Origin of the sequence: Staphylococcus simulans (genome assembly GCF_047037175.1) — a bacterium.
Lineage (GTDB): Bacteria > Bacillota > Bacilli > Staphylococcales > Staphylococcaceae > Staphylococcus > Staphylococcus simulans_C.
Map to the genome: position 1 here is coordinate 1,808,918 of NZ_CP178241.1, position 16,430 is coordinate 1,825,347.

Genomic DNA, 16,430 nt, shown 5'->3' on the forward strand with positions numbered 1-16,430 from the left:
GACTAACATGAACCTATTAAGTCATATATGGCCCACCCTATGATGCGTTTAATGATTGCTGAAATTGCACAAGATATCGCCAGTTTTAATTTTTAATTATGCGATTAATACAAACCTAAAAAATCAGCATCTCTGTAATGGAAATACTGATTTTGTTTAGTTAATTCATATTATGCAGTTGTATTTTGTTCTGATGTCACTGGTTGTTTAGCTTTATTCTTACCTTTTAATAAGAACACACTTAAGAATGCGATAATCGCAATAATGACTGTGAACCAGAACGCTGCATGATAACCATTTAACATCGCATCTTGCGCCATTTGGGCTTGCATCACTTCAGGTTTCATGCCTTGATAATCTGCCATATCTGGTTTAAAGATTTTCGCAAAATGACTCATGATCGTAAATAGGATGGCTGTACCGATAGATGCTGAAATTTGCTGCATCGTATTAGTCATTGATGAACCATGCGCATTCATTTCTTGCGGTAACTCGTTCATCGTATGTGTCATGAGTGGCATTAATCCTAAGGCAATCCCCATCATACGAATCGCATACACTGTCGTTAACATTGCGATAGATGTTTCAGCATCCATAAAGACGAAGTATGTTGTCGTCACAACGACAATCGCCATACCAATAAAGGCTAATATTTTCGCACCGAACTTCTCATAAAGGACACCTGAAACGACAGACATAATCCCCATGACTATAGCACCTGGCAATAAAGTCAAACCAGATTCTAAAGCAGGTTTGCCCATAATATTTTGAATAAAGATTGGTAATACTGTTTCAGAACCAATCATCGCAATCATCGTAAAGGCCATAATAAGAATACCAACTGCGAATTGACCTTGTTTAAACACTCTGAAATCAAGCAGCGGTGTTTCTAAACGTAATTGTCTGATGACAAAGATTGTGACTAATACAATCCCGCCAATAATCGTTGTGAGCACTACTGGGTCATCCCAACCGTCACGTGCGATTGAACTTGTCCCATATAATAATCCGCCAAACCCTGCGACAGATAAGATAATAGATAAAATATCAATCGGTACTTTACGTGTCGTACCTACGTTCTTAACAAATTTCAAACTCATTAAGAATGTGATTTCCGCAATCGGTGTAACGACGTGGAATAATGAACGCCAATTTAAATATTCAACAATATAACCTGATAATGTTGGTCCGATTGCTGGTGCTAAACCGATTACTAGACCGAAAATCCCCATATATTTCCCGCGTTCATGCGGTTCAAAGACATCTAAAATCGTTGTCATCATGAGCGGCATCATCACACCTGAACCTAAAGCTTGAATAATACGTGCGATTAACAATACATTAAAGCTTGGACTCACGCCCGCAACTATTGTACCTGCTAAAAAGATTAAAATCGCCGTTAAAAAGACTTGGCGTGTACTAAAGCGCTGAATCACCATTGCTGACAACGGAATCACAATACCGTTAGTCAGTAAGAAAGCGGTCGTCAACCACTGTACTTGTGTATATTCAATATTAAAAGCTTTCATAATACTTGGTAAAGCTGTCGCCAGCAAAGTCTCATTCAATATTCCGAAGAACCCGCCCAGCAACATCGTAAAAATCATCCATAATTTTGTTTTGAGTGTCATAAGTCATCTCCTCTTATTTTTATCCTGACATTCCTTATCTATGTTTTACAACGCACTTTATCATACCATATAGAAATTGAATTACATTAACAAAATACTTAAGTATCTTAAAATGTTGAGCAGTAAACTATGTTGTGCATTTACAATTAATGAATCGTGCATTGAAAAGTATTACACATCAAAACAGATGATTCTATCTACATATCCAGTGTTTTGTTGCTTAACTGCACAAGCCCCCTGCATTATAGATAGAAAAAAGCTCTCACTAAACTGCGTGAGAGCTTGACTTTATATTAGACCGATACTTTCTGTGAGGTATCGACAAGTTTTAATTTATAATCATAAATCGACTGTAAACTGCCGTTTGGATTTTTAAGAATCAAATGATCTTGTGTGATTTCTGTCGGACTATTAACACCGACCGCCGCTGCTAAATTAAACAAACCTTCATGTAAACTTGTGACGTAGTTTGTGACACGATAGTTCTTTTCATTCACAAACAAACCACGTTCTAATTTAGGGTTTGTCGTTGCGACACCGACTGGGCACGTATTCATGTGACATTGTTGACTCATAATACAACCGACACTTATCATCATACCGCGTGCCACATTGATTAAGTCTGCCCCTAGACCGAGCGCAATCGCAATTTTATCCGGTGTGACCAGTTTGCCTGACGCAAAGATTTTCATTTTGTCTCGGATGCCATATTTCTCTAACATACCCGTCACAATCGGCAACGCGGTAAATAATGGTAAGCCGACACTGTCTTGGAGTTCTTGATATGTCGCACCGGTACCGCCTTCGCCGCCGTCAATCGTGATGAAACTTGGATATTGTTGACGTTGTTTCATCGTTCTGACTAACGCTTCAATTTCATCGACATGGCTCACAACGATTTTGAAGCCGACAGGTTTTTGTGCCGCTTCTTTCAATTCTATAATCCAATCTAATAAATCGTCATAGTTGTGGATGAATTCGAAGCGGTTCGGTGAGTTGATTGTTTTACCTGGTTCCACACTTCTGATTTCTGCGATTTCTTCAGTTACTTTAGCACCTTCCATGTGACCGCCGCGTGTTTTAGCCCCTTGCGCTAACTTCACTTCAAAGGCTTTGACTTGGTCGATATCTGCTTTTTTTATAAACTTCGCCATATCAAAGTTGCCATCCGTGTCACGTACCCCGAATAAGCCTGGTCCGATTTGGAAGATAATATCGCCGCCGCCTTTAAGGTGATGGTCAGATAAACCACCTTCACCGGTGTTCATCCAAGTACCTGCACGGCCTAATCCCATAGATAACGCGGTAATCGCATTTTTACCTAATGCGCCGTAACTCATACCAGATTGACCCACTAAACGTTTCACTTTATAAGGGTGTTCTAAATCTTCACCTAAAACAACCGCATCTTCATCTGAAAGATAATATGGATCAACTTCTTCTGGATCTCGATGTTCTTCACGGTCAAATAAGCGTTCATTATCGACTTTATATAAGAACGTCGAAATCATATTAGATTGGTCAATACGCAGTTCCTGCGCTTGTTTCGGAAACATCGTATTTTGGATAAAGAATCCCGTTTCATAATCCATTTGTGTCCCGAAACTAGTCATACGTGATTTATATTTTCCTGCTTTCACAATATCTGTATATTGTGCACGAGAAAACGGCTTACCTTTCGTGTCCTCTGAGAATAAATATTGACGCATCTCAGGTCCAATCTTTTCGAAGAAATAACGGACACGTGCCAACACAGGATAGTTACGTAACACACTGTGTTGTTGTTGATGTTTGTCTTTAAATAACAATATTAATCCAGCTACCAATATCCCAATAACCACTAACGCAATGAAAATATTGATAATGAATTGAAGAATCGTAAGCAATAACATTATAGTTCCCCTCTCTCTATTTACCTGCTTAACATGTATTACTTCAATTCCTAGCAGCCCACTCTGCTGAAATTGCACTAAATTTCAAATGTATTTCCATTGTATACCAAAATCTTGCGTGTTTCATCAGTCTTTTGGAAAACGTTTACATTTTTGATGCAATATTGCTGGAAGGATGAGAAAAGCCTTTAATATTCTACGATTTCGCTTCAATTTTCGCTTTCGTACGACAGCTTGTATATACTGAAGGTGTCAGCGATTATCTTTACCGTAAACAGAAAACGGGAAAGTATCATAATAAGTGTAAATAAGAGAGAGAAAGGCGGATTTACTTATGACAGAATTAAATAAGAAAGTGGCAGTCATTACTGGCGCAAGCAGCGGTATCGGGAAAGGCATTGCCTTAAAGCTTTCGAATGAAGGCGCAACTGTTGTCCTTGTGGCACGTGATGAAAAGAAACTAGATCGCGTTTCAACAGAACTGCGTAAAGCAGGAGCAAGAAATTACGAATTTATCAGCGCGGATGTCACGAAACGTGAAGATATTGACCGTGCAATTAAACAAACTATAGAAGAATTCGGCAAGGTTGATATCCTCGTGAACAGTGCTGGCCAAATGAAATCATCAGCGATTACAGAAGGCGATGTCCAAGCATGGGATGACATGATCGACACCAATGTGAAAGGTACATTATACGCAATCAATGCGGTCATGCCTTACTTCCAACAACAACAAAGCGGTCATATCATTAACATCGCTTCTATTTCAGGCTTTGAAGTCACAAAATCAAGCACATTATACAGCGCTACAAAAGCTGCGGTACATGCGATTACACAAGGCTTAGAGAAAGAACTCGCAAAAACTGGCATCCGTTCTACCAGCATTTCACCAGGCATGGTCGACACAGCTATGACTAGCGAGACAGATTGGGGTTCACGAAAAATGTTAGAACCAAAAGATATTGCCAATGCGGTCGTTTATGCCTTAACACAACCAAGTCATGTCAATGTGAATGAAATTACCGTACGTCCTGTTTAATCCAATGAACTAAAAAAGTCAGGTTGCACACCTGACTTTTACATATTCTAAAGCTACCCGTCAGATGCCTATCCGACACATACCCTTACTTTATAGTTCTGGCTTAAACAAGAGAAAATAAATACTAAATAAGACAAGATAGACACCCATGAAAATCCCTACACGTTTCAACAAATAGAGACCAGTATTAGAACGGTTCTTAATGAAACGATTAGAAATCATGTTCGTGACGATGAAACTAATAAATATAATAATGACATAAATCAAAGCTGTCGTATCCATTGAGGTACTCCTTCACATTGTTAATTTAGTTTAATGTATCACAACTTGATGACGAAAGGTACTATAATTAAGGGAAAATAGCACTGCACTTTAAACATGGGTTAAGCGTGTGGGTATTATAGGCTTTCAAAATAGTTAGAAGTAACCCGATTTAGACATTAAACTATTCGTTTTAAGGGTAAAATTGGTATAGAATAGATATAATTAAATCTTAAAGCGTCAGAGGTGACATACATGAATTACTTAGAAGAACAAAAACAGAAATATATTGATTTAGCTGAAGCCATCGCATTTCATAATGCGGATTATAAAATAGATGATGCAGAACATATGTCTGTTGAAGAAATTTGTACGGATTATGGAAAATATACGACGTTAAAAGAAAGAAAAGTCTTAGAAACTATCTTGAAGTATCACCCTGAAGTTACAATCATTTCAGAAGACAAAGTCAATGGCTTAAAGATTTTAGAAATGACAGATTTCGTTTACGAAATTGAACAAGAATCTTATTTTGTAGAAACTGAGTTTTTAAATAACTTCAATAAATACGTCCTCAACAATAAATATGATGCTATACCACCATTAGATGATGATGAAGCAGCAGCGCTTCAAGAGATGCGTGAATTGATGGAGGCACGTAAAATATATAGAAATTACACACTTGAATACGTGTTGGAAGACTATACCACTCAAGAATTGAAACAAATCTGCCGTGACTTTAAAATCACTGGCTTTTCTAAAGGTAAAAAAAGCGACATCATTGATTTAATTCAAGACCATTTTACAAATAGCCCTTCATTGATGTTCAAACATCTCACTAAAAAAGAATTGAGTTTAATTGCTTACTTTATCGCTGAAGGCAGTAACGTAATTCCATACACACATCTTGAATCGTTAAGCTCCAAAACTTTCTTCATTCTTGATGAAGACTACTATGAAGCGCTATTTATGCCACTGGATATCTTTACAGATTTAGTCGATTACTTTGAAGAGCATGATTTGAATCCATTAGATTTCCTTGATGAAGCAGATCGTGATTTATTAGAAGAGATTGAAAGATATGAAAAGCTCAATAGTCTGCCGATTAATGAAGATGCAGATATCGATACTGCGATTTCTGCGTTTGTAGAAGCAGGTAAAGATGACGAAATGCGTGAAATGTTTAAAGAAATGTTCGACTTAGATCAAGATAGTGATGATGCGAAAGTCATGAATGCGATTATTGAGGGTAAAGTCACATCTCAAGAAGAATTAGATCAATTCTTGGAAGACTTGCATCGTCAACCTCAAACAAAAGAACAAAAACACAACAATAAATCTTCTGGTAATGTCATTGATTTTAACCAATATCGAAAATAGTTTATAATGCGCCCCCTTTGGGCGCTTTTTTCATAGAAAGTATCATCATTTAAGAAATGAAAAAACAAAACTTGAAGATGCGAAATTCAAAACAATGATTAAACCTATGATATATAAAAGAACTTGATTCAACCATTACAATATGACGAATCAAGTTCTTTTCAATTTCTATTAAACTTCATGACCTTTTTCATCAAACTTTGTCACATTGCCATCTGAATCAATGATATATGAACCGACTAAATTACCTTCTTTATCTAAAATTGAGAAGCCCCATCCGCCATCACTGCGACGTTCTGGCTCTTTAAATGTATAACGGCTTGTATCTAAGAGATGCCCCTCATATTCCTCAACTTTATCAATCACATTTTCACGTGTTACAGTTTCTTTTGATTCACTATAATCTTCTTTTAGTCCTGGCGGTGTCGCATTAATATAACTTTCGACTAGACGTACCGCTTCCTCATTCCCATCATATAAGGACACGATTTTCCCACTACTCATAATACGTTGAGATTCCTCACGACTAAATTCCTCTTCTGCCCAACGGTGATCTTGGAAGTGGCTTGGCACAGGATAGACTGTTATTGTGCCATCCCCATTATTTTTATAAACGACATGACCTGCCGCAGATGGTGAACCATACAAAGTTTGGACACCTTGCCCATATCTAATTGAACCTGGCCCATACATAATTTTTCCTGACAAATCACCATGACTAATGGATACATCTGCAGGCTCTGCGCTTCGATAACTTGGCAACGCAGCTAACCAGACACGTGCCAGATACTCATCACTATTGGTATCTAAATGGCTGAATGCATTGTGTTTTGATTCTGAAGCATTTGAACTGGGCTGTTGCTTATTGTTTTTATCCGTTTCTTTGTGATTTTCAAGTGAAGCTTGTTCATTTGAGGATTGTCCTGTTTTCTCTTCCTTAGATGTTTCTTGGTGTTCTGTTTTTTCTTCTTTTTGACCACAAGCTGTTAATACTAACGCTGCAGCTAAAAGTCCTGTCCCTAAATATTTAATTTTACTCATGGTGTCCCTACTCTCTTTATATAATTTTACACACTCACTATTGAGTATACCTGAGTTGAATACGACTGTATTCATTTTTTACAAAAGGGACATAATTTGTCTATTTATATGAAAAAAGGAGAAACAAACCTTTCAGCTTGTCTCTCCTAACTATATGCTTATTCTTTTAGATAATCATGAATGACTTCAGGTTTTCCGAGTCTTAAGTCTGCCAAGATGTGTTGTGCATCGACAATTTCTTTAACTGGGAAATCGGCGAGCGGCGCATTGACATGTTCAAATAATTGCAGACGTGCATCACCACGGAATGCTTCTTTAATTTGAATATCAGTAATTTGAGAGCGTGTCATTTCTAGTATTCTAGGCGTACCATCATAATTTGGTAATTGTTTCAGCATGAAGCTCGGTTTGGTAATAAGTTGTTTCGCTTCTTCTGTTTCAATCGGATGGTATTTATATGTCATGGTTGCTTGTGCGACACGCAATGAATGATAATCTAAAGTGCCGACTAATGTATCGTTATCGACATACAATCTCGGCTCTCCGTATTTCTTAGGAAATGTTGAAAGCTCTCGACCTAACGCAATGGCAGGTTGATTGTTTAAATACATGGATAAGTAGAACTCGCCTTCTTCTCCGTTGTATTCTACTGGAATCACTTGTCCGCATTCTGTATAGGAACCAAGCCCTGTACTATCAGGCATATCAATCACTTCAAATTTGATTAAGTCACTTGTCACTTTCAATGGTTCAGGCACGACTTCTTTTAATTTCTCAATATCTGTACGATACACAATATTTAAAAATTCTCTGTTTCTGAAATGGACATCAACCATTGAATAAGTTGGTGCATTGACAGGTGTTGAAGCTAATTTCATGAGTTCTTGTTTATTCAATCCTTTTGCCTCCTTAACGCAATTTACTTTATTAACCTTAAAGCTCTCGGCTTGAATATTCAATGATTCTACTTCACGGGTACATCCCACGTGCTTAAGTGCTCTGCCATATCCCAGAATTTATATTCATAATAACTTGTGCGTACTACAATATCTTCAAGACGTTTCAAATCTGCTTCTGAACGCCCTTCTGTCACTTTATTCATGAGTGCAACACAATCTTCTTTGAATTGTGTAAATTCCTCAGATGAATACATATCGACCCATTTGCGATATAACGGATGATCTTTTGCGGCATCTTGTTCTGCCAATTTCAACCCAATGTAGTTATAACTCCATGTGCATGTTAAAATCGCCGCAATGACATTTTCCACACCGCCAATTTGTGCCATATTCAACATGTAGCTTGTATACGCTGTTGTGGTTTCTGCAGGTTCTGTCGCTTCTAATTCCGCTTCACTAATCCCAAATTCTTTCGCATATCCACGGTGCAAGTTCATTTCTGTATTCATCGTTCCGTCTAATAACTGTGCATAAGTTGACATCATCTCTAAATCAATCGCTTTTGCGGCACCAATCGCAAACAAACGAGAATACTCAATCAGATAAATATAATCTTGTTTCAACCAATGTTTGAATTTCTCTTCATCTAAAGAGCCATCTGCCAACCCTTTAATAAATGGATGTTCCATATAAGATGCCCAAATGGGTTCAACGCGGTCATATAAACGATCTGTAAATAATTGTGTCACTTCAAGTTCCTCCTAGTTAGATAAGATGCTATGCATTAAACTGCTCATCTTTAATCTAACCTATATTCAAACAATATACAAAAATACGCCGACTTGTAACTTAATACAAGTCGACGCATTCAATCGTCATACTGAGTGAGATACAAATTATTTCACGTTTTGTTTACCACCTGAAATGAAATGAGCAATAATTTGTTTGATTACTGCAATAATAGCGCCTAACATAACTATCACCTCCAACTTGGGATAGTTATATTTTATTCTTCTTTTATCCTATATAGTTCTTTTATGCCTAACTCATCATATATATTGCGCAAGCATTTAATATCTGAAAACTTCAGACACTTGTGCATGCTTAGATGTTCATTTTTTCTTCTATTTCTGTACTTAGTAGCTGCTCAATAAATGTATCTTTAATTTCATATACAGCAGGTCTCTTTTTAATCTGAGTTAATTTATCATGATGTTCTTCTACAAGACCATTCACCTTATGCCGCGATAAATTCAAGACTTCTGTTAAATTAGGCAAAGCAATTCTCGATAATTGGCTGCCAAAGATTTTATCTTGTATCAATACAAATAGAAATTGGTAAGCTTCTTGTGACAAATCCAGCTGTTTTAGACCTTTTTCTAGTCTTTGTAATGTAACCAGACTTATTTGCATCTCTTCTAAAGCACTTTCTTGTCCTTCTATAATCAAATCAAACATTGTTTCTACAAACTCAGTCAACTCACCTTTATTAAAGTATTCTGAAGCATTAGCAAACGCTTTGTCATATTTAGTCTTATTGCGATTAACTGTATATGAAAAGGTCAGCGCTGTAATTGGATCTAGTGCTTCATGCAACATTTTTGCGATTAAATATCGTCCTAATCTTCCGTTGCCGTCGTAAAATGGGTGTAAATATTCAAAGATGTAGTGAGAGGCTGCCATTCTAATCAAATAAGGGATACTTTCATCATTTTGAAATACGAGCAACTTATTTAAGAATTCATTGATTTTCACTTCATCAAAATCATTACGATGTATCCATTTACCCATCGCATTATCATAAACTCCTACACCTTCTGTTCTAAAGTTTTTTCCATCAGGCTGTTGTTCTTGTTCAATATCATGTGACAGCAACATATCATATACCATGCGAAAGTCAGATACTTCTTTAATATTAATTTCCGCATTACCTAACATTTGATATTGCTTTACTAATCCTTGGAACTTCTTATTTTTCTTTCCTTGATGATTATTTAGTATCTCCGCAAGTTCTGCTTTCGTACTGCGCACATTCTCTTTTTCGTTGGTACTTTGTAGCTCATTAATTAGTAACTTGTCTAAATAAGATTGTAGCGCAATGGGTGGTTGAGCATATGAAAACTTTATTATTCTATTTGAATTTAAAAGAACATGTTCCATTTTGTGTGTTAAGGTCTTACTCATGCATATAAATAGTGGGTAGCTTACAGTCTGACATTGTCTTTGGTCTCTAATGGGATGTATTTCAATATTCGTTAAAAAAGTAGTAAATGCTTCCTGTCTTATTTGATATTCATTTTCTAAATTTTGTTCCCCAAACATGTGAAATATCTTTTTCAAATTTTTATAATCCATCTTCAACCTCCTCTCTTTTTTCTTGTTTACCAGTTTTTTTATTTTACCTCACCTTTGTAAAGATGTAAATTCAAAAAACAGGTATTTTTTGAATTTATAATGAATTATTTCAGCTTTTTAAGCTACAATTTTCAATAAGTTGAATTAAGACCTAGGTATGATAGCATAAACATCGTCTTTTTCTTTTTTAACACTACAATCAGAAAGGATGATTCAGTTGTGAAGACGACTCATAAGGAGACACATCAAAAAACGTTTTCGCCCGTATTTACTTATGCGTCTATACTTGTCGGACTGTTAGTATTAATCGGCGCAATTTTTCCTAACCCATTCGGAAAGGCTTCTGGTGCACTTGGGGCGTGGATAACTGAAACTTTTGGTTGGTATTATATGCTTGTCTTTTCTTTCATTTTGGTTTTCTGTATTTTCCTTGTATTCAGCCCAATCGGTAAATTAAAATTAGGCAAACCTACAGATAAACCTGAATTCCATACTATTTCATGGCTCACGATGTTGTTTAGTGCAGGGATGGGAATTGGTTTAGTTTTCTATGGTGCTTCTGAACCGATTTCTCACTATTTAACACCGCCTACTGCTTCTCCAGAAACGAAAGCCGCACTCGCTGATTCATTACGTGCGAGTTTCTTACACTATGGTTTCCATCCATGGGCCGTTTACGGCATCATCGGATTAACACTCGCTTATTTCCAATTCAGAAAAGGTGAAGTCGGTCTTATTTCTAGAACATTGCGTCCACTTCTAGGTAAGCGCGTAGATGGTTTGCCAGGAACGATAGTCGATGTTTTAGCAGTATTTGCGACAATTATCGGTGTTGCGGTATCACTAGGTGTTGGCGCTATGCAAATCAATGGTGGTTTGAATTATCTCTTCGGTATTCCAAACAACAAGCTCGTTCAAGGCATTATTATCGCAATTGTTACTGTACTCTTCTTATACAGCGCATGGAGCGGATTGAGTAAAGGAATTCAATATTTAAGTAATTTGAATATGATTTTAGCCGCGATTCTGTTTGCGATTTTATTAATCATCGGTCCCACATTACTTATCTTAGATATGATGACATCTGCGACAGGTGACTATTTAAACACTTTAATCTTCAACAGTTTAGATACCGCACCCTTAAATAAACAAAAACATGACTGGATGCAGACATGGACTGTTTATTATTGGGGCTGGTGGATGAGTTGGAGTCCATTCGTCGGTATCTTTATTGCTCGTATCTCTAGATGACGTTCTATCAGAGAATTCGTTCTGGCAGTGTTATTAGTCCCTACCGTTGTCAGTATTTTCTGGTTCAGTGTATTTGGTTTAACAGGTATCAGTGTTGGCCAAGAACATGCGGAAATCTTCAAGATGCCGCCAGAAACACAACTTTTCGGTATCTTTAATGAATTGCCGATAGGCAGTGTCTTATCCATTATCGCGCTTGCGTTAATCGGATCATTCTTCATTACCTCTGCCGATTCCGCAACCTTCGTCTTAGGTATGCAGACCGCATTTGGGACATTACGCCCAGCAGGATTCGTTAAGATTGTTTGGGGACTTGCGCTTTCTGCGATAGCCTATGTCTTACTACTTGCCGGGGGTTCAACAGGTCTTGATGCCTTACAATCCGCCGCAATTATTTCAGCCTTGCCATTTAGTGTGGTCGTTATCTTAATGACAATATCCTTCTATAAAGATGCGAATAGAGAACGAAAGGCATTAGGGTTAACACTCACACCTAATAAAGAACACACTGAAATCTTGCACGCAGCCTCTAAGCGCCATTCATCAGAAAATCATTAAATCAATCACATTATAAATAAAAGCAGCACGTTCCAGTTAATTTGAGAACGTGCTGCTTCTTTATATGATTAACGTCTATTATTTCTAGAACGAATGATTTGACGTACAATACGCGTAACCAAACGAACAATTTGTCTCGCTTGTCTTTGATTGATTTTAGCCATAATCTACCTCCAATTTTTGTCAGTATAACATGGTCGGAACCTTAGACAAATTGATAACTATTCATTTTCAAAGTAGTTATGTTTTTTAAGGAATTTTTCTGCAACTACAGCCGGTTCTTGTTGTTTACCATCTGCCTGATAATTTAATTCTTGCATTGTTTTAGTGGAGACTTTACCTTGTAGTTTTTCTATTGAATGTTTCATTTTAGGGTTCTTTCTTAGAAAGTCATTCGTCGCAAGCGGACTTGCATCATAAGGCGGGAAGAATTTTCTATCATCTTTCAATACTTTCAAATTATAAGCTGAAATACGTCCATCTGTTGTATAACCTAAAGCCACATCTAACTTCTTATTTTTCAATGCATCGTATACTAATCCAATTTGCATAGGGCGAATACTTTTGAACTTAAAGCCATATGCCTTAGTAAATGCTGGATAACCATCGCCTGCACGTTTAATCCAAGTAGAATCTGTACCTAATCGCAATTCATCTTTATGCTTCTTTAAATCTGAAACAGTCTCAAGATGATACTTGTCAGCTACTTCTTGAGTCACCATAAATGCGAATGTATTTTCAAATCCATAACTATCAAAGAAAGTATGATCATATTTTTTCGTGAATCCTTTTTGAACAACATCCATTGCTTTCTTTGTATCAGTAATAGGTTCTTGTTTTAATGCCCCAACTAAATCTGTACCTGTGTAACGTGTAGAAGATATTTGTGCATCTCCATTCATTAAAGCATTATGTTGTATCGTAGCAGATCCTAAATTGTTGATGATTGTCGGTTTTACTTCTCCCTTTGTATCATGTTCAATTTGTAGGCGAATCATATGCGCCATAATTTGTGATTCACTTGTCGCAAGTGCAGTAATCTTAACATTCTTCCCCGGACCACCATCTAAACCTGGTAAACCACATCCTGAAACAATCAATAGACTTGCGAGTATAATACCTATTAAATATTTGAACTTTTTCATTTTGACCCCCTAATTAATTCAAAAAGAAATAATTTTATTTCAATAAATAACCACTACACATTATAACACATACTCATTTCTGTATTTGCTTACACTTCCTATCCTCACTTCAGTCTTACCGCACACAAACGTTAGACTCCCCTACGTTCTTAAATATTGTTATTACCACATATTGAGCCATTGAAGAAGGATAGAACTTTACTTTATTTTGATTATATTTTTATAAATTGGTGGTTGATTTTAATTGAGGTTTGTCTATATACTCATTGTATAAAGAGAAGAGGAGCTTAAATGAATGTTAGAATCTATTTGGAAAATCGGCATTGAATTTTTAGGCCAACTGGTCACTGGTAAACTTCCGACTGTCTTTATAGTTTTATTGATTGTTTCAATGTTGTTGAATCTAGTGATTGAATATACTTTCGAACGCTTTCAGAAACCTGATCAGCATATTCTTAAGTCTATCTTTTCATTAGTACTAGAAGCTGTTATCGGCTTTTTAATTTTTACATATGCGTTTATTACTTTTTTGAGATTGGCAGATTTAATGCCTTTTGTGAACTTAGGTACTACATCTGCGATAGCATTAGGTGAAATCACACTTGTCAGTTATGCGGTATATAGTGTGTTATCTTTGCCGTCTCTCTTAATGCAGTATGTGGAATCAACTATCGGGATTTTCTTAAATTTTGTTGGTCAACTCGTCATTGGTGGATTGGTTTATTATGTATTACTTGAGACCTTGCCGATGGCTTCGGATTTTGAATTACCTTATATGACAATTTCAGTAGTAATTTTGATTATCTTAAATATTATTTTATGGTCTATTTCGATTCATGTATTGAAGGAAGAAAAGGATGCTAAAGTGGTAGATTAAGCACTTTAGCATTTCTTTTTGCCTATTTATACATAACTTTTTATCTTGTTATTTCACTTTTTCCTTTCTTTAATCGACGCTGTTTCTATGTTAGTATTGTAACCTGTAAGTGTATATGGAATTGTTGTCCTTTTTCGCAACCCTAATTTTAAGTGGTTGCTTTTTCAATGACTTCGATACTTCGTTATTTTCAAATAAAGAGAGAAAGGCAGAGAAAGATGAAAATAAAATACATACTGTTGTTAACGTTAACTACTGTTCTCCTTGCAGGTTGTGACTATTCAAAGAGTGAAAATCGAAATGGTTTCTTCTTTAATACTTTCGCCAAACCAATGGATCATTTATTACATTGGCTAGGTAATAATCTGAATGATAACTATGGTCTCGCTATTATCGTAATCGTATTAACAATTCGTTTAGTGATGTTGCCATTTATGTTAGGCCAAACAAAAAATGGTCAAATCATGCGTAAGGTTATGGATCTTGCGAAACCTGAATTGAAAGAAGTACAAGAAAAAGTAAAACGCGCACGTACGCAAGAAGAAAAAATGGCAGCACAACAAGAATTAATGGCTGTTTATAAAAAATATGATATGAACCCGATGAAGAATATGCTTGGCTGTCTTCCAATCTTAATTCAAATGCCTATACTCTTCGGTTTATATGTATCATTAAAATGGCCTTCACATGGCGGTATCACAAATCATCCTGATTTCTTATGGTTCAAGTTGACTGAGCCAGATATCTTAATCACAATTATCGCCGGTGTACTTTACTTCTTACAATCATTAGTCAGCCTTGAAAATATGCCGAAAGAACAACGTCAAATGGGTTACATGATGATGATTATTTCACCTATCTTCATCATTTACATCTCATTCACTTCAGCTGCAGCATTAGGTCTGTATTGGTCAGTCAGTGCCATCTTTATGATTATTCAAATGTTCTTTGCGAATAGATATTACAGTAAAGTGGCAGATGCAGAAGTAGAACGTATTACACGTGAACAGAAAAAGACAGAAGACAAACCTAAAAATACAAAAGTCGTTTCTAAGAAGAATAAGAAAAAGAAAAAATAGCAATATTGAAGCCCAGGATGTTATTTCCTGGGCTATATTTGTGCGCTTTTAAAAGAATCTAAGTAAGACAATCCCGATAAAGATACAGATAATACCTAGAATTTTACGTAAATTAATTCGGTTTCGTTTCGCACCTAGAATACCAAAATGATCAATGATGACACCCATTAACATTTGGCCAAGCATACCAACAATGGTCGTCAATGCCGCACCTAAATGAGGCATTAAAATAATATTCACTGTGACAAACACTACGCCGAGTACACCACCAATAAAGTAAACTGGTTTGATTTTACCGACATCTGGTTCATAAGTGGATAACTTGAATGAACGATTTACACAAGCGGTAATGATAATTAAAGCGATTGCCCCCATCGTAAATGAAATAAGAGAGGCAAATAACGAACTATGTACTTGTTGTCCGAGTTGACTATTAATGGCTGTTTGAATCGGCGGCCCAAAGCCAAATACAAATCCTATTGCCAACCATGGCAATACTGCGCTAGATTGTTCTGCTTTAGGTTGGTTTCTTACATAATTCATAACGATAATCCCTATGAACAATAATATGACACCTAAAAGCTTTAATAGTGTAAAGGGTTCTGTTTTAGCGCCCAACCAACCAAAAGTATCAATCATCACGCCCATAATAATCTGTCCCGCAATGGTAATGATCACTGTGAGTGACGCGCCTAATTTTGGAAATAGTAATAAATTACCTGTTAAGAACAAAACACCTAATAATCCACCGACAAACCAAGTATAATTTAAAGATTGCCCTGCGAAGAAACTTGGTGTGAAGCGTCCTGGTGACATCATCAAATTAACAACAAATAAAAATAGAGCGCCTACCGAAAAAGAAATCGCTGATGAATAAAAAGAGGAGTGGGTATAACGTACAAGTTTCGTATTAATAGAAGTTTGTACAGGAACGACCATACCTGCCACTAAACCGAGTAGAAATAAAAACAGCATAAGCGCCCTTCTTTCCTTTAATGATTAAAACAGTATAGCATAACACT

At 36.4% G+C, this 16,430-nt stretch carries 13 protein-coding genes and 1 pseudogene; 5 read left to right on the forward strand and 9 right to left on the reverse strand.

From position 1 onward, the window contains the following. Positions 1–170: 170 nt before the first annotated feature. Positions 171–1,631, reverse strand: a complete 1,461-nt coding sequence (locus ACFCT9_RS08815) for an MDR family MFS transporter (RefSeq protein ID WP_412518669.1) — start codon at positions 1,629–1,631, stop codon at positions 171–173. Positions 1,632–1,924: 293 nt separating this feature from the next. Continuing rightward, positions 1,925–3,523: an FMN-binding glutamate synthase family protein gene (locus tag ACFCT9_RS08820; RefSeq protein ID WP_412518670.1), complete on the reverse strand. Its 1,599-nt coding sequence runs from the start codon at positions 3,521–3,523 to the stop codon at positions 1,925–1,927. A 334-nt stretch (positions 3,524–3,857) separates the two neighbouring features. Between ACFCT9_RS08820 and ACFCT9_RS08825 the strand changes: the two genes are divergently transcribed. Continuing rightward, positions 3,858–4,562, forward strand: a complete 705-nt coding sequence (locus tag ACFCT9_RS08825; protein WP_412518672.1) for an SDR family oxidoreductase — start codon at positions 3,858–3,860, stop codon at positions 4,560–4,562. Positions 4,563–4,652: 90 nt separating this feature from the next. On the opposite strand, the gene ACFCT9_RS08830 is transcribed toward ACFCT9_RS08825, so the two are convergent. Further along, positions 4,653–4,844 (reverse strand): hypothetical protein, encoded by a 192-nt coding sequence (locus ACFCT9_RS08830; RefSeq protein ID WP_412518674.1) that lies wholly within the window; start codon positions 4,842–4,844, stop codon positions 4,653–4,655. 234 nt (positions 4,845–5,078) lie between these two features. Between ACFCT9_RS08830 and ACFCT9_RS08835 the strand changes: the two genes are divergently transcribed. After that, a complete protein-coding gene (locus tag ACFCT9_RS08835) occupies positions 5,079–6,203 on the forward strand; it encodes an SAP domain-containing protein (protein ID WP_412518676.1) in 1,125 nt (374 codons plus the stop codon). Positions 6,204–6,374: 171 nt separating this feature from the next. On the opposite strand, the gene ACFCT9_RS08840 is transcribed toward ACFCT9_RS08835, so the two are convergent. From ACFCT9_RS08840 to ACFCT9_RS08855, 4 genes are all read right to left on the reverse strand, one after another. After that, positions 6,375–7,244, reverse strand: a complete 870-nt coding sequence (locus ACFCT9_RS08840) for a hypothetical protein (protein WP_412518677.1) — start codon at positions 7,242–7,244, stop codon at positions 6,375–6,377. A gap of 158 nt (positions 7,245–7,402) precedes the next feature. Then, complete coding sequence (locus ACFCT9_RS08845; protein WP_412521648.1) at positions 7,403–8,122, reverse strand: acetoacetate decarboxylase; 720 nt, start codon at positions 8,120–8,122, stop codon at positions 7,403–7,405. Positions 8,123–8,208: 86 nt separating this feature from the next. Next, entirely contained in the window at positions 8,209–8,832 is a 624-nt protein-coding gene (tenA, locus tag ACFCT9_RS08850; protein WP_412521649.1) for a thiaminase II, read from the reverse strand. 415 nt (positions 8,833–9,247) lie between these two features. Beyond that, positions 9,248–10,498, reverse strand: a complete 1,251-nt coding sequence (locus ACFCT9_RS08855) for a Fic family protein (RefSeq protein ID WP_412518679.1) — start codon at positions 10,496–10,498, stop codon at positions 9,248–9,250. A gap of 219 nt (positions 10,499–10,717) precedes the next feature. Here ACFCT9_RS08855 and ACFCT9_RS08860 point away from each other — a divergent pair. Then, positions 10,718–12,307: pseudogene (locus ACFCT9_RS08860) on the forward strand (BCCT family transporter). A 221-nt stretch (positions 12,308–12,528) separates the two neighbouring features. Here ACFCT9_RS08860 and ACFCT9_RS08865 read toward each other — a convergent pair. After that, positions 12,529–13,452, reverse strand: coding sequence for an osmoprotectant ABC transporter substrate-binding protein (locus ACFCT9_RS08865; RefSeq protein WP_412518681.1), 924 nt, complete (start codon positions 13,450–13,452; stop codon positions 12,529–12,531). A 295-nt stretch (positions 13,453–13,747) separates the two neighbouring features. Between ACFCT9_RS08865 and ACFCT9_RS08870 the strand changes: the two genes are divergently transcribed. Together ACFCT9_RS08870 and yidC are read left to right on the forward strand one after the other, a co-directional pair. Then, positions 13,748–14,329 (forward strand): hypothetical protein, encoded by a 582-nt coding sequence (locus ACFCT9_RS08870; protein ID WP_412518682.1) that lies wholly within the window; start codon positions 13,748–13,750, stop codon positions 14,327–14,329. A gap of 218 nt (positions 14,330–14,547) precedes the next feature. Then, entirely contained in the window at positions 14,548–15,408 is an 861-nt protein-coding gene (gene yidC, locus ACFCT9_RS08875) for a membrane protein insertase YidC (protein WP_412518683.1), read from the forward strand. A 48-nt stretch (positions 15,409–15,456) separates the two neighbouring features. Here the strand turns inward: yidC and ACFCT9_RS08880 are convergent, their stop codons facing one another. Continuing rightward, positions 15,457–16,383, reverse strand: coding sequence for a DMT family transporter (locus ACFCT9_RS08880; RefSeq protein WP_412518685.1), 927 nt, complete (start codon positions 16,381–16,383; stop codon positions 15,457–15,459). Between the last annotated feature and the right edge of the window lie 47 nt (positions 16,384–16,430).